The sequence below is a fragment of the Haloarcula sp. CBA1131 genome, from assembly GCF_008728975.1.
GTDB classification, from domain to species: Archaea; Halobacteriota; Halobacteria; order Halobacteriales; family Haloarculaceae; genus Haloarcula; species Haloarcula hispanica.
On the sequence record NZ_RPCY01000001.1, the window covers coordinates 2,703,113 to 2,725,990 of the forward strand.

The following is a 22,878-nucleotide window of genomic DNA, read 5'->3' on the forward strand; positions in this document are numbered from 1 at the left end:
GACAGCCGTCACCGCGGGAAACAGCATTGGGCCACCACGGCTGATGCTTCTAGACCCGCGACTCGTCCGCAAGGACGTAGCGGCTCTCGGGGTAGCGCTCGCCGCCGATTTCGGTTTCGCTCTCGTCGGCGAACTCGAACCCGAACCCCTTGTAGAACTCGGCCCCGGGCTCGTTCGCCGAAAGGACCATCGCGTTGATCCGGTCGATGTCGTGCTCGAACAGTTCCTCGCAGGTCCGTTCTAGCAGGGTCCGGCCGATTCCCTCGCGCCTGTAGTCGGGATGGACGTACAGCCGGAGAATGTACCCCACGCGGTCGGTTTCGTGCCACGTCGCGTGTGCGAACCCGACAACGCGTCCCTCGCGCTCGGCGACGAACAAGAGCGTCTGCGATTCGACCAGTTCCGATTCGATCTGCTCGGGCGAATACCAGTCGCCAACGCCGTCTTCGACTGTTTCCTGGGTGAGCAACGGGTAATCCGTCTCCCAGGCAGCCGTCGCAACCTGGTTGATTGCCGTCACATCATCCGGAGTTGCCGGTCTGACTGTCATATGGAAACGTATGTCACGGTGTGTGATATGTTTTCCCGCGCAAGTGGATCGAAATATCAGGTCTCGCCTCAACAACCGGATCTGGTCGGCGAGGGTGATCACCGAACAATCCAAATTCATAATGTTTTTTAATTATGAAACGGAGTATGTGATACAGATGCGTTACTCGGAAACGTTGCAGTTGTTCGACCAGGCCTGTGAGTTCCCCGCCGACCACACCACTATCGTCCACCAGCTCGGCGACGTCGAGCTGGTCGCCCAGAACGGCGACTCCGTCGAAATGAGTGAGGTGCTGGCTCGGACCAGCGAAGCCACGTACCAGTCCGCAGAGGGGCTGTATAACTCCCTCGTCGGGAACCTCGACGACGATTTCATCGGCCGGAAGTACTACGACGACCGGGCCGGGAGCACGTCCGGAACCGACGAAGTTCGAACGGAAACGGACCGTCTCTAGCCGCTGGATGCGCGGTGCCGCGTGCTGGCCCGACTCAGTTCATCGGCGTTGATTCGTTGAGCCACGCCGGCCGCTCCGCCGTCGTCTCGCCGATGTCCTCGTACCAGAAGCTGTATTCGACGATGCGGTCTTCGGTGCGATACCAAACGCTGAATCGGCGGACGAGGCCCGCGGGTTCGACCAGCAGTTCAATTCGGAGTTCCTCCAGCCGTTCTGTAGTCGGAATCTCACCGCCCGAACCGCGAATCCGGTAGGCCTGGCTGCCGTCACTGGTGACGACGGTCGTAGAACTCTGGTTGACCACGGCGTAGCGATTCAGGTAGAACGCCGTCCGGTAAGCGTACTTGTCGCGGCTGAAACGGACCTCGCCGCGCTGGCGCTCGACGGTGCCGTCGTCCCGTCGTTCGTACCAGTTGGTGCCGTCGGCGTAGGTCGACTGCTCGTACCGCTCGACGGTCCCGTTCGAGTCAGTCGTCAGTCTGACCATCTCGTCGCGATACCGCGTCGGTGATTCGACGGCGACAGTCTCGGTGCGCCGGACGGAGCTGCTGTCGTTCCCGATTGTGAGCTCGGTGTAGCGTTCGTTCAGAGTGTAGGTAGTGCCGTTGAGTGCCTGCCGGTGGGCGGCGGACAGGAGCGCGACGTTTTCGAGGCGCTCCGTGGTAACGCCGGGCGGCGGGTCCAGCATCGTTGCCGTGTCCGACTCCGCTGCTGTCGGGACCGGGGCCGGCGTGACAGTACCCTGATCGGCGGTGTCAGCGCCGACGAAGGCGTTACAGCCGGCTGTCAGGAGCAGAACGGCCACCGCGGCTGTCGACAGCCAGCGCATACTGACAGTGAGGGAGAGAGCGTCAAAAGCACGGCGGCGAGCGCGGGAAGGGTGCGTTTTTTGGCCCCCGGTCCCGGACACCTCGACAATGACCGAGTACGACTACGAGGAGCTGGGGCTCGTCGCCGGCTTAGAGATCCACCAGCAACTCGACACCGCGACGAAGCTGTTCTGTGACTGTCCGACGACGATCCGCGAACCCGAGGAGAGCGAGCGCTCCTTTACCCGCTATCTGCACCCGACAAAGAGCGAGCTCGGGGAGATCGACCAGGCGGCCTTAGAGGAGAGCATGGTCGACCGGGAGTTCGAGTACCTGGCCTACGACACGACCTGCCTCGTCGAGGAGGACGACGAGCCACCCCACCGCGTCGACCGCGAGGCGATGGAGACGACGCTGGAAATCGCCCAGCTACTGGATATGTCCGTCGTCGACCAGGTGAACGTCATGCGCAAGATCGTCGTCGACGGGTCGAACACCACGGGGTTCCAGCGGTCGATGCTGGTCGCTAACGACGGGGCCATCGAGACGAGCGCCGGCCCGGTCGGTATCGAGGACATGCTACTGGAGGAGGAGTCCTGCCAGCGCGTCGAGGAGACCGCCGACGGTGTCCGGTTCTCGCTCGACCGGCTCGGCATTCCGCTGGTCGAAATCGGCACGAAGCCGGACATCAGTTCGCCCGAGCAGGCCCGCGAGGCCGCCGAGCGAATCGGGATGCTCCTCCGTTCGACCGGGAAGGTCAAGCGCGGCCTCGGGACCATCCGACAGGACGTGAACGTCTCCATCGAGGAGGGCGCACGAATCGAACTGAAGGGCGTCCAGAGCCTCGACGACATCGACGACCTCGTCCGCAACGAGGTCCGCCGGCAGGTCGAACTGCTGGACATCGCCGACGAACTCGCCGGACGCGACGCCGCCGTCGGCGAGCCACAGGACGTGACCGGGGTGTTCGAAGACACGGAGTCGGGCGTCATCGAAGGCGCGCTCTCCTCGGGCGGCGAGGTACAGGGCCTCCTGCTTTCGGGCTTCGACGGCCTGGTCGGCCGCGAGATTCAGCCCGACCGCCGGCTCGGGACGGAGCTGTCCGACCACGCCAAGCGCCACGGCGCGGGCGGCATCTTCCACACCGACGAACTCCCGGCCTACGGCGTCACCGAGGCGGAAGTCGAGGCACTTCGGGACGCCGTCGGCGCAGGTCCCGAGGACGCTGTCGCCATCGTCGCCGACGACCCGGAGACCGCCGAACTGGCTATCGACGCCGTTGCCGAACGGGCCGAGACCGCGCTCGAAGGCGTCCCCGAGGAGACGCGGGACGCGAACGAGGACGCCACGTCGCGGTACCTCCGACCGCTCCCCGGCGCGGCCCGGATGTACCCCGAGACGGACGTGCCACCGGTCGAACCCGACGTGACCGAAGTCGAGACTCCGGAGCTACTCACCCAGAAGGTCGACCGGTACGAGAGCGAGTTCGACCTCGGCTCCGGCCTCGCCGAACAGGTCGCCTACGGCCAGCGGTGGCCGCTGTTCGAGGCGCTTGTGGAAGGCGAGGGCGTCGACCCGACGCTGGCCGCCGGGACGCTGGAGTCGACGCTGACCGAACTCCGCCGCGACGACGTGCCCGTCGGGAACCTCACCGACGAGCACCTGTGGGGCGCAATCCTGCTGGTCGATGGCGGAGACGTGCCGCGTGAGGGGATCGAGGACCTCCTGACAGCCCTCGCAGAGAACCCGTCGCTGACGGCCCAGGAAGCCGTCGAGCAGGAAGGACTGGGCGGCGTCGACGAGTCGGAGGTCCGGGACGCCGTTGTCGAGGTCGTCGAGCGCCACGAGGACCAGATCGCCGAAGAGGGGATGGGGGCGTTCTCGGCGCTGATGGGCGAGTGCATGGGCGCACTCCGTGGCAAAGCTGACGGCGATACAGTTAGCGACGTGTTGCGCTCGGAGATACAGAAGCGGGCTTAATTGCTCCGTTCGGGGCGTAAAGAGTCGATATCGACGGCGTTCGATGAGAGGCCATTACCGCTCGCGGACAGGTCGTGTTCGATCGTCGACTCGAGCAACGGGACGAGGGCCGGCGCGTTCGGCCCGATATCGACCATATCTTCCGATTGGTCGTACTGGACGACACCGGCATCGACCAGCCGCGGAAGGTGGTTGTGATAGAGGGCCGTGTAAATCTTGAGTCGCTCGTCGCGGTGCTGTTCGGCCGGTGTCCCGTGTTCGAATTCGGTCACCGTATCCGTGAGTACGGCTAGTGAAACCGGCGTCGTGTACTGTGAAAGCCCGTACAGGAGGTACCGCCGGTAGTGCGACGACAGGAGCGACAGTCGGTCGTCCAGCGGAAGCGAGTCGGGGATCTCAGTTTGTTTCGTATTCATTTTGATTGGTATGGTGCTGGATGGGGACAGCTATCGTGGCAGGTTTGGGGCGGTTCGAACGCTATTGTACCACGGTACGCTCGTGCTCGAGTTCGTCGGCTAGGTCTGCGGCATCCGCGAGACGGTTGACACGGTCGGTGACGCGGTGGACCGTTCCATCCCGCGTACAGGGGGCGACGTGCGTGAGGTCATCATCAACGTATTCGGCGAGGGCAAGCGTCGGCAGCGTGATCACGCTGACCGATTCGTCAGAAACCATGTTCGTCAGCGGGTGCTCCCAGTCGAAGGCGGCAAGCGAGGCATCGGCGTCGCGCTCCCACTGTTCGAACATGGAAAGCCGCTCCAACAGGTGTCGTCCCTCCGCAGTCCGCTGTGCGAGCCGCGGTTCGATCCGGCGCCCCCAGATTAATATCGACAGATCCTCGATATAGCCCGCGTCCTCGAGAGCCTGTAACCGGTCAATCAGGTAGTTCTGTTGTTGCGTTGCATCTCCCGGACAGAGGGACCGGACGAACAGTTCGACGCGAACCGGATTGGCAGTGGAATCCATAGTGAGATGTTGAGTATCCTGTGCCTCGATACAGCGGTAACTGTCCTAAGCACTCTCTCTAGGCCCCTAGAATAAATCGGGACGAATCGGATTCATGGGTGATATATCTGGGTCAATCGGTAATTGGTTAGTATGTGAATATCTGGTAGTTGTTTTGCCAAGTTTGTGTTCAAATCAGCCCGAATAGAGCTCTGGAGTTCGATTTCTGCATAGTATTCACCACAGACGTGTTCCCCGAGAAAATATTACTATTCTAACTAGACACCGGGCGTTAAGTAGCTCGCCGCCACACTTTGACTCATGGTCCCAAGTGTCATGGATGGCCATGATATCCCAGCCCTGTACGGGCCAGCCATGGATACACTACCACTCATGTTTGCGATCGTAGACGAGTCCGGGGTGATCCTCTCGACGAACGAGACGTGGAGCGAGTTCGGCCGGGCAAACGGAACAGAGCTGACACCGAATACGCTGGGCGTGAACTACCTCGACGTCGCTGACATGGCTGACGACGCGACCGGGCAACAGGCAGCCGACGGGATCAGAACCGTCCTCGCTGGCGAACAACCCACGTTCGAACTTGAATATCCATGTCACGCCCCGTCATCGCAACGGTGGTTCCGGTTGTACGCCGCCCCGTTCACTATCGACGGGGAGACGTATGCGTCCATCGCACATATCGACATCACGGCCCGCAAGCAACGGGAGTCAGTGCTCGAAGCGGCCTACGATATCTGTACCGACGCGAACCGGACATTCACAGAACAACTCGACGCGCTGCTAGAACTCGGCTGTGAGACGCTCGATACGTCGTTTGGGACGCTCTCCCGGGTCCACGGTGACGAGTACGTGTTCGAGGCAGTCACTGCACCGGCGACTGCCGACCTCGAAGCCGGCAGCACGACCAGCATCGAGGACCTCCCGAACTGCAGACACGTCGTCGAACACCGCGAACCGCTCGCGATCAGTGACGTTGCTGCGGACGCGCCGGACCTCGCTGACCCGGAGTGGGGAATCGCGAACTACATCGGCGCGCCCGTCGTCGTCGATGGGGCCGTGTACGGGACGTTCTGCTTCTACGGGCTGGAACCACGCGAGACAGTGTTCACGCAGTGGGATCTGACGTTCGTCCGGTTGCTCTCGGACTGGGCGGGCTACGAACTCGAACGACAGCGCCACACGGAACAGCGAAGCGCGTTGAATACTGCCCTCCCAGACCCCAGTTTCATCATTGATGCGGAAGGGCGATTTCTCGACTGTCCGACCGATCCCGAGACGATGGTGACGGTCGACGATACGGACACGCTTGTCGGTCAGACGCTACACGAGTTTCTTCCCCACGACACCGCTGATTCGCTACTGGCGACCGTTCGTGCAGCCCTGCGGACCGGGTCGTTCCAATCTGTGGAGTACAAACTGCAGCTTCCCGGTGGCAAGCGGTGGTTCGAGGCGCGGGTCGCGCCGCTGGAAAGCCGCACGTACGACCTCGATACCGTCATTTTCGTCGCCCGAGACATCACTGCGCACAAAGACCGACAGGCCGAACTCGAACGACAGCGTGACGAACTCGAACAGACACAGCGGCTCAACGTGCTGGGCAGAGAGATCGCGAAGGCGCTACAGGACACACAGACGCGTGAGGAAATCGAATCGGCAGTGTGTACGCATCTCACTGAATCGGACCTGTACCAGGCCGTGTGGGCCGGGAGCCGCGGGAGTGCCACGAGGATAACACTGAGTGCCGCCGCTGGGATTGACACGGCAACGCCGGAGCATATTTCGCCCGGCGAGCACAGTCTCGCCATCGATGCCATCGACACCGGCGAGGTACAGGTCGTCGAGGATATCACCGACGTGTCGACGCCCTCGGACACCGGGATGGACCGCCCACTACTCGCAGACCGCTGCTCCGTCGCGGCTGTTCCCCTGACAACTGGCGAGACCACGTACGGCGTCCTGATGGTGTATGCATCGACAGAAGCCACGATTGGCTGTCGTGAGTCGAGTATCCTGGCCGATCTAGGGCGACTTATCGCGCTTTCTATCCAGCGAGTCCACAGTCAGCAGTCACTGCTGGCGGCGACAACGGTCGAACTCGAATTCCTGACGCCGGACTCCGATGACGCCTTCGCCGGCCTCTCAGCGATGCTCGACTGTTCGTTTACGCTCGAACGGCGCGTCCCGACCAGTTCCGGGAACTGCCTCCACTACGTTCGCATCAGCGGTGTGGACACTGACCGGGTGTGTCAGGCGCTCACTGAGACGCCCTCGGTCGAGTCCTGTACCGTCGTGGAAACGGCGGCGGAGAACCGAGCGCCCCTGCTCGAAGTCGCGCTCGACGAGATATCCGCATCGCCGCTCGACACGCTCGCAGATTACGGCGGGGCCGTGCGGCGGGCCGTCGCAGCGGACGGCGACCTGCGGTTCACAGCGGAGATGGCACCGGACATCAACGTCCGCGCCGTCGTCGAGGCGATTCAAGAGATCGCGCCCGGGACAGAACTGCGGAGCAAGCAGTACGTCGACCAGCCAGTCTCGACGGCCACGGATTTCCAGACGCGGATACGCGACCGGCTGACGCCGAAACAGGCCGCCGCGCTCAAGACTGCCTATGCACGCGGCTACTATGACTGGCCGCGAGGGAGCTCCGCGGAGGAACTGGCTGCGACACTCGACATTTCCGCGCCGACCTTGCACTACCGGTTGCGGAAGGCCCACGACGCCGTCATCGGTTCGCTGTTCGACTCCGACACTGGGTCTGAAAAGCTCGACTGACCCTCAGTCGTCTTCGGCACGCTCGATTCGCTGTCGGGCTTGCCGAAACAGGCCGCGAAGCGTCTTCGTCTCCCGGCCGGTCGGTTGCGCACGCCCGAGCACCCGCCGGAACAGCCGCCGGGCCTTGTGTTGTTTCTCTTCGGGGTGACCGATAGCGCCGAGGAATCGGTCGAACTCCTCGTGTAGGCCCTCGACCGCCGGCGTCTCGGCGAGCGTATGCAGCTCCTCGGGGTGCTGGGTCTCGGCAACAGTTAGCTCACGCAGTTCATAGAGAACGATTGTAGCCGCCTGGCCGAGGTTCAACACCGGATACGACGCGCTGGCCGGGATAGAGCAGATGACGTCCAGCCGTGCGAGTTCGTCGTTCGAGAGCCCGACCCGTTCGCGGCCGAAGACGACGCAGATATCGCCCTCGACGTCCCGGAGCGAGTCGGCCAGGTCGGCCGGTGTCGTCGCCGGATACCGGACGTGGTTGGCGGGGTCCTCGTTCGTCGTCGCCGTGCAGGCGACGGTGTGGTAGTTCTCGACGATGTCGTCGAACGTCACCGTCCGGGCGTTCGGCAGGATGTCGTCACGGGCCTGGCCAGCAAAGCCATACGCTTCGCCGTCTGGGTCTAGCTCCGGCGGGTCGACGAGCAGCAGTTCCGACAGGCCGAAGTTCTTCATCGACCGGGCGATGGTGCCGACGTTGCCCGGCGTCTCCGCGTCGACGACGGCGACCGATATCATACGTCCAGGTCGCTGAGGTCCATATCGATCGTGTCGAGGTCTTCCTCGTCCATCTGCTCGACTTCCTCTTCGAGTCCCGGAATCGCTTCGTCCCTGTCGGGGGCCTCCGGCAGCGCTGTCGGGTCCTCCTCGACGTGTTCGAGGCCGACATATCCCTCGGGGGCGCGGTTCCCGTCGAGGAACCACTCGTGGAAGGCCGAGGCCAGGTCCGTCTCTCCAGCGTGGGCCTCGCCGCCCTCCTCGCGGAACCAGTAGATGAAATCCGTCTCGTGGTCCGAACAGACAACCACCTCGCCCATCGGCTCCCCGTAAATAGCATCCGCGACGTTGCACTGCTCGATGTCTTCGTCGCCGTGAATCAGCCAGCAGGCGTCACAGGGGTCGACGACCCGCTCTGCGAGCACCAGCAGCCGCTGGCGGGTTTCCGGTTCCATCGTCTTGAGCGGCCGGACCCGTCCGTCCGGCCCGAGTACGTCCTCGTCGAAGCGCCAGCCACGAAGCCCGATATTGACCTTGCTCATACGTCAGAGTGGGAGAGTCCCGGACTAAAAGAGCGCGATATGCCGGTCGACTGCTACCGATCCGTCCGCGCTCCAGCATCATCGCGGAGTGTGAACCGGGTGTGTCAGCCGGTTACACCCACCGCTCGTTCGAAACATAGACAGTTCTAGCTAAATTTAACATGATTATTCCAGCTAGCATCCGCGGCCAGCATCCAGATCAGGCAAAACTGTTGGTCTCGCCCAAACATTTATACGTGATTGGCTTTTCTCCGTAAAAGAACACATGGAACGGCCGACGCGCCAGCGGGATTCTGACCAGGAGGAACGCGAGGAGGAGTCCGAGAGCACGGGCCAGCAGACCTGCCCCGAGTGTGAGTCGGAGTCCATATCTAGCGACGGCGGTGGTGAACTCGTCTGCGAGGACTGTGGCCTCGTCATCGAGGACGAGAACATCGACCGCGGGCCGGAGTGGCGGGCGTTCAATCACTCCGAACGCCAGTCCAAGTCACGCGTCGGAGCCCCCACGACCCAGACGATGCACGACAAGGGGCTGACCACACAGATCGACTGGAAGGACAAGGACGCCTACGGTCGGTCGCTCTCCTCGGAGAAGCGGAGCCAGATGCACCGCCTCCGGAAGTGGCAGGAACGCATCCGAACCAAAGACGCCGGCGAGCGGAACCTGCAGTTCGCGCTGTCGGAGATCGACCGCATGGCCAGCGCACTCGGTGTGCCACGGTCGGTTCGAGAGGTCGCGTCGGTCATCTACCGACGCGCGCTCAACGAGGACCTCATCCGCGGTCGGTCCATCGAGGGCGTCGCCACGGCCTGTCTGTACGCGGCCTGTCGACAGGAAGGTATCCCACGGAGCCTGGAGGAGGTCTCGGACGTCTCCCGGGTCGAGCAGAAGGAGATCGGGCGGACGTATCGGTACGTCGCCCAGGAACTCGAACTGAAGATGGAGCCGGTCGACCCCAAGCAGTACGTGCCCCGCTTTGCCTCCGAACTGGAACTCTCCGAGGAAGTCCAGTCCAAGGCCAACGAGATCATCGACACCACCGCCGAGCAGGGCCTGCTCTCGGGGAAATCACCCACCGGCTACGCCGCCGCGGCCATCTACGCCGCCTCGCTGCTGTGTAACGAAAAGAAGACCCAGCGCGAGGTCGCCGACGTGGCCCAAGTGACAGAGGTCACCATCCGCAACCGGTATCAGGAGCAGATCGAAGCGATGGGCATCCACTGACCGGGCGCGTTCCCTGTTGTGCAGTAGCGTCGTTCTCTGGTCGCCGTTTATTCGCTGCGCTGACAGCTGTCGTGTAACGTAGCCGCCCGGTACTGGCTGGGTAGGCGTGCAGAACTATCTGTCTGGACGCCAATACCGTAGGTATGCCTGTCTCGCCCGCACAGAAACGGCTCGCAATTCTCGTTATCGGACTCGTGATCCTCTTTGCACCCGCGCTGTTCGTCGTCGCCACGCTGGAGTTTCTTATCCTGTCCGGTGACCTCGCGCTCAGCGAAATCTCGCTCCTCGAGTTCGTCGAACTGTATCTCATCGACTTAGTGCTGTTCGTCCTGCTCGGCTACGGCGTCTACCGGTTGACGTTCTGGCTGATTGAGAACCAGCTTCCGGAGGCACTCGATAGCGTAGACGAGACCGAGGCAACCGACGCGACTGACGAAGCAGAACCGTCTGGTGGCGTCAATGAGGACCGGTCCTGAAAGACCGGCACTGCTGAGGCGACACAACGACGTGCCGTGAGTTTCTCGCAAAGTCGGGACCGCTCGCGGGTTTTCCGCCGCCGACCGCGTCAACGAGGCCGACCCAGTGCTTGCGGGTCGCTCTCCCCGCTCGCATTTTCGAGGGCGACTCAGTGCTCACGGCTCCTTCCGTCGCCGCTCGCAACAACGAGGGCCGCTCACTGCTCGCGGATCGTTCCTCCCCGCTCGCGACAACGAGGGCCGCTCACTGCTCGCGGATCGTTCCTCCCCGCTCGCGACAACGAGGGCCGCTCACTCTGTTCGCGCCCCTCGCTTCGTTCGCGCCCCTCGCTAGTCCCCTGCAACCGCCGTCGGCTCCTCGGCACTCTCGCCGACTGAGCCGAGGTCCATCATTGCCAGCAAGGCAATGACGCCGAAGCCGACTTTCGTGACCACGTCGAGGTACACGATCACGAGTGTCGCAGTCTCGACGTCCATGAGGCCCACTCCTGCCGCACCGAGCAGCCACACGACCGGATACACCATCCAGAGGACGACGACGAAGTTCCGGAGCGTGCGGTACAGGCTGATCTCTATGTCGGACAGGGTCGACTTCGCAGCCGCCGCAATGTTCCGGTAGAGGAGGTAGATGACGCCACCGAACAGCGCTGCGCCGACCGCGAACAGCGCGTAGCTAATCGGCGATGGCGTGACCGCGCCGGCGAACCCGAAGACGATAGTCAACGCCTGCAGGACGACGAGTTTCACCGTGTCCTCCCGACTTGCACCGGCGAGGAGCGCCAAGAACCAGACGTTGAGCGGCGTCGTCAACAGCCAGTCAATGTAGCGGATCACGTACACCGTGTGGCCGCCACTCTGTATCGAGCCGAAGCCAAGCGCCATCAGGGCGTAGGCGACGATGGCGATACCCGGGATGGCGATCAACAGCAGGTACCGCTTCCGCGTCTTTTCGGGGACGAGCGTGTAGCCGTATGCCAGCACGGCCGTCCCGAGCAGTTCACCCAGTAGTCCCAGCGTGAACCAGGTCGTTATGGTTGCCATTGTTAGTCGTCCCCCACCACAGCCGTGCTGTCGGTGTCCGTCCCGGCCGAGTTTTCGACCGTAAAGCGGTCCAGGAGCGATTCGAGGTCGTCAGCCCGCTGCCTGAGTTCCGTCGCGGAGTCCGACACTTCGTCGATGGACGCGGACTGGTCCTGTGCCGCGCCAGCCACAGTATCTGCCTCCGTCGCCGTCTGCTGACTGATCGTCGTCAGGTCGTCGATGGTACCCATCACGTCCTGTGCGGTCCGGGCCTGTTCCTCGGTCGCCCGGTCGATCTCCTGGATGCCGGTGTCGACCTCTTCCGTGTACTCGACGATGGTCTCCAGCGCGTCGACGGTCTCCTCGACCGTCGAGACGCCTTCAGTAATCCGGTTACTGGTCGACTCCATCGTCTCGACCGTGTCGCCGGCCTGCTCTTGGATGCCCGCAATGCGCTGCTCGATGTCGGCGGCGGCCTCTTTGGTCTCCTCTGCGAGGCCCTTGATCTCGTCCGCGACGACGGCGAACCCTTCGCCGTCACCGTCAGCGTGGGCGGCCTCGATGGAGGCGTTCAGTGCGAGCATGTTCGTCTGCTCGACGATGCTCGTGATGACGCCGACGATCTCGCCGATCTCGTCGAGTTCGTCGTCGAGCGCGTTGATCTCTTCGACGGTCTCGCCGGTCTCGTCCTCGATGGCGCTCATTTCCGCGATGGCCTCCTGGGCGGCTTCGCGGCCGTCCTCACCGACTTCGGCGGCCGACTGGGAGGTGGTCGCGACCTGCTGGGCCGAGGAGGCGACCTGCTGGGCGGTCGCCGAGAGGTTCTGCATCTCGGCGGCCGCCGATTCGAGCCCCTCGTTTTGCTCTGTCGTCCCCTCGAAGATCTCGTTTATCGACTTCGACACTTGCTTGCTGGCCTGGTCGACCCGCTCCGCGTTCGAGTTGACGCGGTCGCTGGACTGGATGACGTTGGCCGCGAACGCCTTCATGTCGGCAATGGTGTCTTCGAGCGCATCCAGCGTCGTGTTGATGTCCTCGCCGACCTCCGCCATCGCCTCGTTCATACTGTCCGTATCTACCCGTGCGGTGAGGTCACCGTTAGCGGCGGCGGCGAGCGCGTCGCTGTACTGCTGTGCCTTGAGTTCGAGGTGGCCGGTCAGCGCCTCCATCTCGTTGCGTTCGGATTCGACGTCCTCACGGGCCGTCTGTGCCTGCTCTTTGGCCTCCTCGGCTTCCTGCCGTGCGGTTTCGGCTTCGGATATCTGCGTCCGGAGGTTCGCCCGCATATTGTCGAAGGCGGCGTACAGCGTTCCGAACTCGTCCTCGCGTGACGTGCTGAGGTCGACGTCGAGTTCCCCCTCGGCCATCGCTTCGGCCTTCACCGAAAGCCGTCGCAGCGAAGCGATCGTGTTTCCGCCGATCGTGACTCCGATGAGTCCGAGGTTGACGACGGCAAGCAAAATGAGCCCGATGAGGTCGGAGTTGATCTGGTCGCTCAGGGCGTACGCGTTCTGGCGATCAGCGTGGACCATAACGACCCAGTCCTGTGATTCGAGTCGGTTCAGTCCCATCAGCATACTGTCCGTTTCGTGGAAGGCGCTCTCGCCGGGTTCGAGCGTCCCCAGCGGGTTCGACTCCATCTCCGAGATCGGTGCCGTCGACCCGATCATCGAGGTGTTGGGGTGGGAGACGAACTCGCCGTCAGTGTTGACGACCGTGGTAAACGACCCATCGCGCTGGTTCGATATCTGATCGGCCTTCTCCCGGAGGTCGATCATGTACACGAGCGCTCTGTCTTCGTCACCGGGGACCGGCGAAACGACGGCAACTATCGGATGGTCGACGACCGAGACAGAGAACGGCTCCGTCACATGCGTGTCGTCGGGACCGTCGAACTGCGGCGGGTCCGTAGCGAACGGTGCGCCCTGCTCGGCAGCGTTGACCCCGATGAAGTCCTGATTCGAACTGGCACGGATCTCGTTTGTCTCGGTGTCGAAGTAGTGCACTGCGACGACACCGGGCGGGAGTTCCTCGTTGGACCGTAACTCCTCCAGCCGTTGCTGTTTCTCCGTGTTCGTCCCGTCAGTGAACACGGGGAGTCGCGACGTTGATCGGACATCCCGCTGCGATGTCGTCAACCATTCGTCCAACTGTGCGGCCTGCGTCTCTGACAGCGCCGTGATGTCGTCCGCAACGTCTTCCTCGAGAGTGGCGGACGCCTGCACGCTTGTCAGGACCCCGGCGGCGATAATAACAATTATCGCGAATGAAAGCGCCAACCCGAGTCTAGCAGCGTAACTGCCAGCAATAAAACTCGGGAGCGGCGAGTCCCTATCTGATTCCATCATCCAGTGCTACGCAAACGTGCTAATAAAGGGTTGTTACGCAATTTTCACCGATGATAAACGCTACTACCAACTGTGGACACCCTTCGGCCCCAGCACGGCTAACGTTGGTTAGTTGTGTTTTTCTGATAATATCTTCCGTAGTCGCCGATATGAGTACTGACCCAACTCGTTCGCTGTCGGCGCTGTCACTCAACATACCGCGATATGTTGAGAAGCGTATTCGGGGCCGCTCAGTCTGTGGGGAAAGGTTTTCCCGATACCACCTGACGCATACCCCAATGCGTGCTGTACGATTCCACGAGTACGGCGGGACGGACGTGCTCCGCGTCGACGACATCGAACGACCCACACCAGGTCCGGAGGAGGTCCTGCTCGAAGTCGAGGCAGCGGCGGTCAATCCGGTCGATACGTACTTCCGGAGCGGCGACTACGAGCCGGGCGAACTGCCCTGGATACCCGGCTCCGACTGTGCCGGGACCGTCGCCGCGACCGGCGAGCGCGTGGCCACCGTCACCGAGGGCGACCGGGCGTTCGCGACTGGACTGGGGAACTGGCTCCAGGGGACCTGCGCGGAGTACGTCACTGTTCCGGAGTCGCATCTGGCGCGACTCCCCGACGGGGTGTCCGCCGAGGCGGGCGCAGCCGTCGCGCTCGTCGGCGTCACCGCCTGGCAGACGCTCGTCGACGCCTGCTCGCTGGAGCCGGCCGAGCGGGCGCTGGTTCACGGCGGGAGCGGCGGCGTGGGCCACGTTGCAGTCCAGTTGGCTGCGGCGAACGGAGCGCAGGTGACGACGACAGCATCGCCGGCCTACCACAACCAACTGGCCGACCTCGGCGCGGACGACGTGTTCGACTACAGCCGGGACGACCTCGCCGACGCGGTGGTCGAGGCCGGCGCGCCGGACGTGATTCTCGACCACCGGCTCGACGACTACCTCGCGTTCGACGCCGAGGTTGCCGCCCAGGGCGCGCGAATCGCCGCTATCGGGAACACCGACCTCGCGGCGACGTTCGAGAACGTCCCGCGCTGCCGGGCCAAAGCCCTCAGCGTCCACCACGTCTCGATGTTCAACACGCCGGAGTTCGGCGCGGTGCTTTCCCGGCTGGCGACGCTCATGGCCGACGACGACGACCTGACGCCGGTCGTCGCCCGCCGGTACGACCTCGACGACGTCCCGGCCGCCCACGACGACGTACTGAACGACAGCTTCCTCGGCAAACTCGTCGTCACGCCGTAGACCGGCTACTGCGGACCCCGTCGTCGGTTTACCGGCCCGGCCCTCGCGTTTCCGGGGATGGGCATTTATCCCCCCGCTATCCGTTGACAGATGTATGTCAGCAGAGTTTAATTTCGACGGCGAGGTAGCACTGGTTACGGGTATCGGCGGGGCGCTGGGCAGCGCGGTCGCAAACGCGTTCCTCGAAGCCGGGACGACCGTCTGTGGCAGCGACATCATCGAACCGAACACCGAGGACTTCCTGTTGTCCGATCCCGACAGCGTGGATTTCTACCAGGCGGACTTCAGCGACGAGGAGGCTGTCGCCGAGACTGTCGACGCAGTCGTTGACGAACACGGGCGACTGGACTACTTGCTGAACATCGCCGGAACGTGGCGGGGTGGCACACCGATCCACGAGACGGACGTGGACACGTTCGACTTCCTGTTCGACGTGAACCTGAAGACGATGTTTCTGGCGTCGAAACACGCGGTTCCACACTTGCGGGAGACCAAGGGCGCAATCGTCTCAGTTTCCGCGCGGTCGTCACTGGAGGGCGGTGACGGCGACGGTATCTACCGCGCATCGAAAGCCGGTGTCCGACTCCTGACCGAGACCATCGCGGCGGAGAACCTCGGGGCCGTGCGAGCCAACGCCGTGATGCCGAGCGTCATCGACACCCCGATGAACCGCGAGATGATGCCCGACTCCGACTTCGAAACGTGGGTCGACCCGAAAGACATCGCGGACGTGATGTTGTTCCTCTGTTCGGACGCCGCCACCGTGACCAGCGGCGCAGCGGTGCCGGTGTACGGCGAGGTCTGATACTGTTAGCTAGACCGTCGGACAGCGTCTTCCACCGACAGCACGAACCACTCCACTCACGTTTGACTATTTAGGGTATCAGTGCGATTGCCTGGTCACCCACCGATATCGTGTCCAGAACGACGACCGGGGGTCCGGATGAGCGGGAGCAATCGTCAGAAGGAGACGGTAGATTCGTCTCTGATCTCAGTTCCGATTGCAATCCCCCCGCGATCATCATAGTACTTGCGTCCAATGAATGTCTCGTCGAGATTGCCGATAATCGAGGTGTAAAGCGCATCCGCGGTCAGATAACTCTCCTCTTCGACCGGGTCTAACGTCTCCTGAATAGTCACCGAGTTACCGGAGGGAGACGTTATTTCAATGGCACCGATCTGTTCAATCACAGCCGTATGCGTCGCTGGGAACTCGAGCGATTCATCAACAATCCGCTCTGTATCTGAATAGTCCATGTCTGTTGTCCGAGAACCGGGGGTTCGGTCCCTACGTTCCACAGTACGCGGCGAACATGAATCAAACCCAACAATTTTCACCGTGGATTTGTTTTTGATTATTTGAGACACAGATCCCGGATGTTGGCAGATCGGTGTATTCGAAGCCACATATCCGCGCTGTCGAGAAATGACCAGCAAGGAGGTGTCAGTGTGGACCTCTCGGCTGCTGCTGTTCGCCGTCGCAAATGATGTCAGACTGGTCATACTATCGGATGGTATTGCGAACCGGAATCACGGTGGTTTTTATACCCCAAAAGAATATGCCGCATCACAATGAGTGACAGAGAAACGTGGGCCTCACGGCTCGGGTTCCTTCTCGCAGCGATCGGTAGCGCAGTCGGTCTCGGAAACATCTGGCAGTTCCCGTTCAAGACCGCGACAAACGGCGGCGCAGTGTTCCTCGTCTTTTACCTCGCCGCCGTGTTGCTCATCGGCTTCCCGGCAATGCTGGCGGAGTTCATCATCGGTCGGCGAACGAACCGTAATGCCGTCGACGCGTTCGCAGAACTCGGGTTCAAGCAGTGGCGGGTCGTCGGTGGCCTGGGCGTCTTTACGGGATTCTGGATCCTCTCGTATTACAACGTCGTCGGAGGGTGGGTCATGCGGTATATCCTCGGTAGCGCGACGGGCGCATACTTCGGAAACTCCGCGGAGTACTTCGGAGCCATCTCAAGTGGGCCGGAAGCTGTCGCCGGGCAGGCGCTGTTCCTGCTAATCTGTGTCGGCATCGTCGCAGTGGGTGTCGAGGACGGTATCGAGAAGGCGACGAAGGTGATGGTCCCCAGCATCGTCATCCTCATGATCGGGATGGCGGCCTGGGTCACCACACTCGAGGGAGCAGGCGCTGGCTACAGCTACTTCCTCTCGCCGGACTTCTCCACGCTGGCGGCGAACGCCGGCGACCTGATCCCGTTCGCGGTTGGACAGGCGTTTTTCACCCTCTCGCTGGGGATGGCAGCCATGATCACCTACTCCTCGTACATCGGTGACGACGAGAGCCTCCCGGTCGATGGTGGCATCATCGTCGTGACGAACACGCTCGTCGGTGTGCTGGCGGGTCTCGTCGTGTTCCCGATTCTCTTCGCCATCAACATCAGTCCCGACACCAGCGGCCCGTCCGCCATCTTCGTCGCGATGGCGTCGGCGTTCCCACAGCTTCCCGGGGGTCGACTCCTCGGTATCGTGTTCTTCGGCGTTGTCCTCATCGCCGCGATCTCCTCCGCGATCAGCCTGCTCGAAGTTGCAGTCTCCTACGGTGTCGACAACACGCCGTACTCGCGAGTGCAGCTGTCGGCAATTCTCGGAGTTGGGCTGTTCGCTCTGGGTCTGCCGTCAGCCTGGGACCTGGCGTGGTTCGGCTGGTTCGACACGCTCGCGTACAAGCTGTTCCTCCCGCTGTCGGTGCTGCTCGTTCTGGTGTTCGTCGGCTGGGTGCTCTCCTCCAGCGCAGTTGCCGAGCTCCGACAGGGAACGGGTGGGCTCCGGGCGTTCGGCCCGACCTGGCTCTGGATGGTCCGAACGGTGGTCATCCTCGGTGTCATCCTGACGCTGGCGCTCGGCCTGCAGACGCTGTTCCTCGCCGAGGACCCGGCGATCATCCCGCCGATATAACCGACGTACGGTATCGGTTTCCGGCGGACCTTCTTTTCGGCAGTTCGCGGTGACCGCCCAGTGTGTGCGGTTGCTGCGAAAAACAGTCGCAGTGGTCCGACGCGGGTCCAGACAATCTTTCACAGAATGGTATTTTTCGGCCGCGGGAGTCTGAGTAGACTGTACCATAGGGCTGTGTCTCTGTCACGCTTCGCGTAGACGTAGATACACGCCACCGAAGAGGCAGACCGTTGCCACCAGCAACAGACCACCGCTCAGCACGTCTCTGAGGGTCCCGGAAACACCGGGACTTTCTACGATTTCAAACGTAGATTCAAACGCTATCGACTGAATGACCAGAGCCAATCCGCCTATCGGTATCAAGAGCTGTCGAATGCGTCCGTTTTCGTTGAAATTCACACCATTGTAGACACATGATGGCGGTATGAATGCGTTGCTGAATTTCTATGACTGGTGGACTCGGTGTACTAACTATTTAAACTAGACAGCAGCTATACGACACCCTACTAGCCGATTTCAGTCGGATTCGAACCCGCGCGGTTCGTCCGCAATCCCGAGACTCTCGGGGGCGGTGTCACCCTCGTCGGTGGTACCCGGGAGCAGTGCGTGGATATCGACCGACTCGCTGCCAAGCACCGCGAACCCGGTGAAGATGGTCAGAAAGCCGGCCACTGCAGTCGGGGTGATAGCCTCGCCGAGCACGGCCCACCCGCCGAGCGTCGACACGACGGGGACCACGTAGAAGATGAGGTTAGCCTGGATCGCACCGGTGACATCGAGCAGGCCGAAGTAGGCGATGTAGGCGATTGCCCCGGAGAAGATACCGACGTACAGCAGGGCCGCTATCGCAGTCGGAGACCAGACCGCCGTGGCCGCCGATTCGCCCATGCCGATGCTCAGCGCGTGACAGAGCGCAGCGGCGACGGGGAGCGCCCACGCGGTCCGGACTGTACTCGACAGGCCGCCGCCGGACCACCGGATGAGGACGCTGCCCAGCGCGGCGCTGGTCGCGCCGGCGAACAGAACGAGCTTGCCGATGCCGCCGCTCAGGAGCATCGCTGGGTCGGGGCTGACGACGAGACCGACGCCGAGCAGGCCGATAACCATGCCGAGGCCGCCGCGGGCCGAGAGCCGCTCGTCGGAGAGCAGGATAGCGGCGAACACCGGCGTCAGTATCGGGTTGAGACTGAACACGATGGCGGCGACCGCGCTGGTGGCGGACTGCTGGCCCACGAATAGCAGCGCGTTCGCGAGGCCGAGGGCGAATAGCCCCGTCGAGAGAATCGCCAGCACATCGCCACGGGTTCGCGGGAGCAGTTCGTCCCGTGATCGGGTCACGCCGATGTAGCCGAGGAGCACGACGGCGGCGATGTCGAATCGGAGGGCGACGAACAGAAGCGGCGGGAGATACGACAGGCCGGCCTTCGCGCCGACGAAGGTCCCGCCGAGCAGGACGCTGGCGACCGCAGCGAGGGCGAGGGTGCGGCGCGAAATCATACCGCCACCTCGTATTTGGGTTCTGAAATGACTGCACAGCCGACAGAGAGAACGCGTGGAGAAACCTGAATCATCGTACTCTACAGTACGGTATCGATACTTATAGGCCCGTTTAGAAAATATTACATAACGCGAAACGGCCGAACACCCGTGGCGGATGTGCACGGTGTGAAATTATTTCAGACTACGAAAGCGATTTAGGACGGACTTCCTAACGTGGCGGTATGGAATCGGCGCTCGAAGAGATCGAGTTCCTCGCGCTCTCGTCAAACCGGGTCGAGGTGTTGCGGCTTCTGGCCACGGAGCCACACTCACGCGGGGAACTGGCGGCCGAAACCGGCGCGTCACAGGCGACGCTCGGCCGGATCATCGCTGACTTCGAAGAGCGGTCGTGGATTCGCCGAACAGGGGGCGAGTACGTCGCCACGGCGACGGGCCGCATCGTTGCTAACGGGTTCACCGACCTCCTCGGTAGCCTCGAAACCGAGCAGCGGCTGCGCGACATCGTCCAGTATCTCCCCACCGATGCGATGGCCTTCGACCTGCAACATCTGGCCGACGCCACGATAACCGTTCCAAGTCAGACGCGCCCGAACGCGCCGGTCCAGCGATTGCTCGACCTGCTTCGAGATGCCGAGGAAGTCCGGACGTTCTCCCATGCGTTCAACGACCAGGCGATTCGAGTCGTTCAGGAACGGGTCACCGCCGGCGAACAGCGGTTCTCGGGCGTGTTCTCGCCCGGCGCGATAGACGCACTGGCGGCGGACGACCGACTCCGGAAACGACTCGAATCGCTGCGTGCCGAACCGGACGCGTCAGTCCGGGTGCGAACCGACGGTGTGCCACTTGCGGTGATGATCGCCGACGACGTGGTCCATCTGCTGTTGCGGGACGACAACGGCGTTCTACAGGCGTCGATCGATACGACCGCGCCGGCCGTCCGCGAGTGGGCTATCGAGGCGTTCGACGCGTACTGGGCGTCCGCGGAACCGCTCTCGGACGAGTGGGCGCTGTAGCCACTGTTTCTGATCGTCGGAGCCGCTGTAAGAATCAATAGAACCGCTACCGGACCAGATACGGGTCGTCGTTCGGCAGGAACCGCCCGAGGTCCGCCTCGCGGCGGTAGTCCGTCTCCAGCAGCGCGGTCAGCGCGTCGACGAGGGCGTCCTCCTCGTCAGCGGTCCACTCCGCGGGCTCTTTGATGGGGTAGACGAGCCAGCCGCTCCCGACGACCTCCGTGGCGTGGCGCGCGTCCATGTCTATGGACTCGGTCGGCTCCGAGGTCGTGTTCGCGAACACGTGTCGCGTGGCCCGCTCGCCGACAGGTAGGAGAACGTGGGCGGTGATGGCCCGGAGTTCCGTGTCGAACAGCGGTTCCAAGTCGTCGTAGTCCGACTCGGTCGGCGGTTCGCCGCCGCACATATACAGATAGGACAGATACGTCTTTTCGACGGTCGGCGGCGTGCCGGCTTCGGCCAGCAGTCCGGCCTCGACAAGCGCCCGCTGGAGGCGTTCGCCCGCAGCGCTGTCGGTAAAGGGGATGCCGGACGTTTCGCCACCGTGGACACCCGGATGGTCGCCGATGACGTGAAAGTGGGCGTTGGCGTCGCCGTACCCGGGCACGAACGGCTCACACGGTGCGTCGAAGCCGAAGGGGTTGTGCTGGCGGGCCGTGACGTTCTTCACGCGCGAAAGCAACGGGCCATCGCTCAAAACTCCGCCGGTTTCCGTTATCGAATACGAGAAATAATGGTGAAGTTTGATAACGCTTTTCTCGGATGCCCGCAAGGAGTCGGATATGCTCCGGTCCGGGAGAAGTGATATCGCGTGAGCCACGATGACCGTGTCGAGGACCTTCGGGAACGAAAAGCCGAGGCCGAACGAGGTGGTGGCGAGGAACGAATCGAGGCGCAACACGACCGCGGGAAACTCACCGCGCGTGAGCGCATCGATTACTTCCTCGACGACGGCACCTTCGTCGAGATCGACTCGCTCCGTGAACACCGCTCGACGAACTTCGACATGGCCGACAAGAAAGTACCGGGAGACGGCGTCGTCGTCGGCTACGGCAAAGTCGACGGCCGCCGGGTGTACGTCTTCGCCCACGACTTCACCGTCTTCGGCGGGTCGCTGGGCGAGGCGTTCGCACAGAAAGTCTGTAAGGTGATGGACAAGGCCATCGAAACGGGCGCACCCATTATCGGGCTGAACGACTCCGCCGGCGCGCGGATTCAGGAAGGGATCGACTCGCTGGCGGGCTACGCCGATATCTTCCACCGCAATCAGCAAGCTAGCGGTGTCGTGCCACAGATTTCGGCCATCATGGGGCCGTGTGCCGGCGGTGCAGTGTACTCCCCGTCCATTACGGACTTCGTCTACATGGTCGAGGAGACCAGCCACATGTTCATCACCGGGCCCGACGTCATCGAGACGGTGACCGGCGAGGAGGTCGGCTTCGACGAACTCGGCGGCGCGAAGACCCACGCCTCCGAGTCCGGGGTGGCTCACTTCACGGCCGCCGACGAGAAAGAGGCGATGGACGACATCCGGTACCTCCTCTCGTATCTCCCCCAGAACAACGTCGAGGACCCGCCGCGGGTCAAACCCTGGGACGACCCTGAACGGCGGGACGAGGCACTGAAGACGGCTGTTCCCGACGCACCACAGAAACCCTACGACATGACGGATGTCGTTGGACGCATCGTCGACGAAGACTCCTTCTTCGAGGTGGCCGAGGACTTCGCGCGCAATATCGTCATCGGGTTCGCCCGCATGGACGGCCACAGCGTCGGCGTCGTCGGCAATCAGCCACGAGTCAACGCCGGCACGCTCGACATCAATGCCTCGCGGAAGGGCGCTCGCTTTGTCCGGTTCTGTGACGCGTTCAACATCCCGATTCTCACGTTCGTCGACGTGCCCGGGTTCATGCCCGGCAAGGACCAGGAGCGTAACGCCATCATCAACCACGGCGCGAAGCTCCTGTACGCCTACTCCGAGGCCACCGTCCCACTGGTGACCGTCATCACGCGGAAGGCCTACGGCGGGGCCTACGACGTGATGGCGTCGAAACACATCGGCGCAGACATGAACTACGCCTGGCCAACCGCCGAAATCGCCGTGATGGGGCCGAAGGGCGCGGTCAACGTCCTCTACGACGACGAACTGGAAGACGCCGACGACGTGGAGGCCCGCCGGCAACAACTCATCGACGAGTACCGCGACGCCTTCGCAAACCCCTATACGGCGGCCAAGCGCGGCTTCGTCGACGATGTCATCGAACCCCAGGAAACCCGCCCGCGGCTCATCGACGACCTTGACCTCCTCCGGGGGAAACGCAAGGACCAGCCCGACCGCAAGCACGGCAACATCCCACTGTAACG

The 22,878-nt window shown here is 62.8% G+C and carries 21 protein-coding genes; 10 read left to right on the forward strand and 11 right to left on the reverse strand.

Annotation, left to right across the window (positions count from 1 at the left end; genetic code table 11):
- Positions 1-49: 49 nt before the first annotated feature.
- Complete coding sequence (locus Har1131_RS13740; RefSeq protein WP_064288312.1) at positions 50-550, reverse strand: GNAT family N-acetyltransferase; 501 nt, start codon at positions 548-550, stop codon at positions 50-52.
- Positions 551-707: 157 nt separating this feature from the next.
- Here Har1131_RS13740 and Har1131_RS13745 point away from each other — a divergent pair, with 157 nt between their 5' ends.
- Positions 708-1,004 carry a hypothetical protein gene (locus Har1131_RS13745; protein WP_044951716.1) on the forward strand — a complete coding sequence of 99 codons (297 nt, stop codon included), beginning with the start codon at positions 708-710 and terminating at the stop codon, positions 1,002-1,004.
- A gap of 34 nt (positions 1,005-1,038) precedes the next feature.
- Here the strand turns inward: Har1131_RS13745 and Har1131_RS13750 are convergent, their stop codons facing one another.
- Positions 1,039-1,833: a hypothetical protein gene (locus Har1131_RS13750; RefSeq protein WP_050037661.1), complete on the reverse strand. Its 795-nt coding sequence runs from the start codon at positions 1,831-1,833 to the stop codon at positions 1,039-1,041.
- Positions 1,834-1,921: 88 nt separating this feature from the next.
- Between Har1131_RS13750 and gatE the strand changes: the two genes are divergently transcribed.
- On the forward strand, positions 1,922-3,793 hold the full coding sequence (gene gatE / locus Har1131_RS13755) for a Glu-tRNA(Gln) amidotransferase subunit GatE (RefSeq protein WP_050037660.1): 1,872 nt from the start codon (positions 1,922-1,924) through the stop codon (positions 3,791-3,793).
- Here the strand turns inward: gatE and Har1131_RS13760 are convergent.
- Together Har1131_RS13760 and Har1131_RS13765 are read right to left on the reverse strand one after the other, a co-directional pair.
- On the reverse strand, positions 3,790-4,209 hold the full coding sequence (locus tag Har1131_RS13760) for a hypothetical protein (protein WP_050037659.1): 420 nt from the start codon (positions 4,207-4,209) through the stop codon (positions 3,790-3,792). The two genes, gatE and Har1131_RS13760, sit on opposite strands and share 4 nt — an antisense overlap.
- Positions 4,210-4,270: 61 nt before the next feature.
- A complete protein-coding gene (locus Har1131_RS13765) occupies positions 4,271-4,759 on the reverse strand; it encodes an HTH domain-containing protein (RefSeq protein WP_050006915.1) in 489 nt (162 codons plus the stop codon).
- Positions 4,760-5,059: 300 nt separating this feature from the next.
- On the opposite strand from Har1131_RS13765, the gene Har1131_RS13770 reads away from it, so the two are divergent.
- The gene (locus Har1131_RS13770) at positions 5,060-7,534 is read left to right on the forward strand and encodes a bacterio-opsin activator domain-containing protein (protein ID WP_050037658.1); all 2,475 of its coding nucleotides are present in this window, start codon (positions 5,060-5,062) and stop codon (positions 7,532-7,534) included.
- 3 nt (positions 7,535-7,537) lie between these two features.
- Here the strand turns inward: Har1131_RS13770 and Har1131_RS13775 are convergent, their stop codons facing one another.
- Positions 7,538-8,263, reverse strand: coding sequence for an RNA methyltransferase (locus tag Har1131_RS13775; protein ID WP_005535666.1), 726 nt, complete (start codon positions 8,261-8,263; stop codon positions 7,538-7,540).
- Positions 8,260-8,784: a hypothetical protein gene (locus Har1131_RS13780; RefSeq protein ID WP_014039720.1), complete on the reverse strand. Its 525-nt coding sequence runs from the start codon at positions 8,782-8,784 to the stop codon at positions 8,260-8,262. The genes Har1131_RS13775 and Har1131_RS13780 overlap by 4 nt, the downstream gene beginning before the upstream one ends.
- A gap of 265 nt (positions 8,785-9,049) precedes the next feature.
- Between Har1131_RS13780 and Har1131_RS13785 the strand changes: the two genes are divergently transcribed.
- Positions 9,050-10,009: a transcription initiation factor IIB family protein gene (locus tag Har1131_RS13785; RefSeq protein ID WP_008310442.1), complete on the forward strand. Its 960-nt coding sequence runs from the start codon at positions 9,050-9,052 to the stop codon at positions 10,007-10,009.
- 143 nt (positions 10,010-10,152) lie between these two features.
- The gene (locus Har1131_RS13790; RefSeq protein WP_014039719.1) at positions 10,153-10,485 is read left to right on the forward strand and encodes a hypothetical protein; all 333 of its coding nucleotides are present in this window, start codon (positions 10,153-10,155) and stop codon (positions 10,483-10,485) included.
- Positions 10,486-10,815: 330 nt separating this feature from the next.
- On the opposite strand, the gene sop2 is transcribed toward Har1131_RS13790, so the two are convergent.
- Both sop2 and Har1131_RS13800 read right to left on the reverse strand, forming a co-directional pair.
- Positions 10,816-11,526: a sensory rhodopsin II gene (gene sop2 / locus Har1131_RS13795; RefSeq protein ID WP_151102988.1), complete on the reverse strand. Its 711-nt coding sequence runs from the start codon at positions 11,524-11,526 to the stop codon at positions 10,816-10,818.
- A 2-nt stretch (positions 11,527-11,528) separates the two neighbouring features.
- Entirely contained in the window at positions 11,529-13,730 is a 2,202-nt protein-coding gene (locus Har1131_RS13800; RefSeq protein ID WP_151147297.1) for a methyl-accepting chemotaxis protein, read from the reverse strand.
- 401 nt (positions 13,731-14,131) lie between these two features.
- Here Har1131_RS13800 and Har1131_RS13805 point away from each other — a divergent pair, with 401 nt between their 5' ends.
- Both Har1131_RS13805 and Har1131_RS13810 read left to right on the forward strand, forming a co-directional pair.
- The gene (locus Har1131_RS13805; protein WP_151146868.1) at positions 14,132-15,091 is read left to right on the forward strand and encodes an NADPH:quinone reductase; all 960 of its coding nucleotides are present in this window, start codon (positions 14,132-14,134) and stop codon (positions 15,089-15,091) included.
- Positions 15,092-15,185: 94 nt separating this feature from the next.
- Positions 15,186-15,896 carry an SDR family oxidoreductase gene (locus Har1131_RS13810; RefSeq protein WP_151146871.1) on the forward strand — a complete coding sequence of 237 codons (711 nt, stop codon included), beginning with the start codon at positions 15,186-15,188 and terminating at the stop codon, positions 15,894-15,896.
- A 155-nt stretch (positions 15,897-16,051) separates the two neighbouring features.
- Here the strand turns inward: Har1131_RS13810 and Har1131_RS13815 are convergent, their stop codons facing one another.
- A complete protein-coding gene (locus tag Har1131_RS13815) occupies positions 16,052-16,348 on the reverse strand; it encodes a hypothetical protein (RefSeq protein WP_008310451.1) in 297 nt (98 codons plus the stop codon).
- A gap of 315 nt (positions 16,349-16,663) precedes the next feature.
- Between Har1131_RS13815 and Har1131_RS13820 the strand changes: the two genes are divergently transcribed.
- The gene (locus Har1131_RS13820) at positions 16,664-18,001 is read left to right on the forward strand and encodes a sodium-dependent transporter (protein WP_014039714.1); all 1,338 of its coding nucleotides are present in this window, start codon (positions 16,664-16,666) and stop codon (positions 17,999-18,001) included.
- A 516-nt stretch (positions 18,002-18,517) separates the two neighbouring features.
- On the opposite strand, the gene Har1131_RS13830 is transcribed toward Har1131_RS13820, so the two are convergent.
- Positions 18,518-19,498 carry a DMT family transporter gene (locus Har1131_RS13830; protein ID WP_050037653.1) on the reverse strand — a complete coding sequence of 327 codons (981 nt, stop codon included), beginning with the start codon at positions 19,496-19,498 and terminating at the stop codon, positions 18,518-18,520.
- Positions 19,499-19,722: 224 nt separating this feature from the next.
- On the opposite strand from Har1131_RS13830, the gene Har1131_RS13835 reads away from it, so the two are divergent.
- The gene (locus Har1131_RS13835; protein ID WP_014039712.1) at positions 19,723-20,514 is read left to right on the forward strand and encodes a winged helix-turn-helix domain-containing protein; all 792 of its coding nucleotides are present in this window, start codon (positions 19,723-19,725) and stop codon (positions 20,512-20,514) included.
- A 46-nt stretch (positions 20,515-20,560) separates the two neighbouring features.
- On the opposite strand, the gene Har1131_RS13840 is transcribed toward Har1131_RS13835, so the two are convergent.
- Positions 20,561-21,184, reverse strand: a complete 624-nt coding sequence (locus Har1131_RS13840) for a uracil-DNA glycosylase family protein (RefSeq protein ID WP_014039711.1) — start codon at positions 21,182-21,184, stop codon at positions 20,561-20,563.
- A gap of 141 nt (positions 21,185-21,325) precedes the next feature.
- Between Har1131_RS13840 and Har1131_RS13845 the strand changes: the two genes are divergently transcribed.
- Positions 21,326-22,876: an acyl-CoA carboxylase subunit beta gene (locus tag Har1131_RS13845; RefSeq protein ID WP_014039710.1), complete on the forward strand. Its 1,551-nt coding sequence runs from the start codon at positions 21,326-21,328 to the stop codon at positions 22,874-22,876.
- The last annotated feature ends 2 nt before the right edge of the window (positions 22,877-22,878 follow it).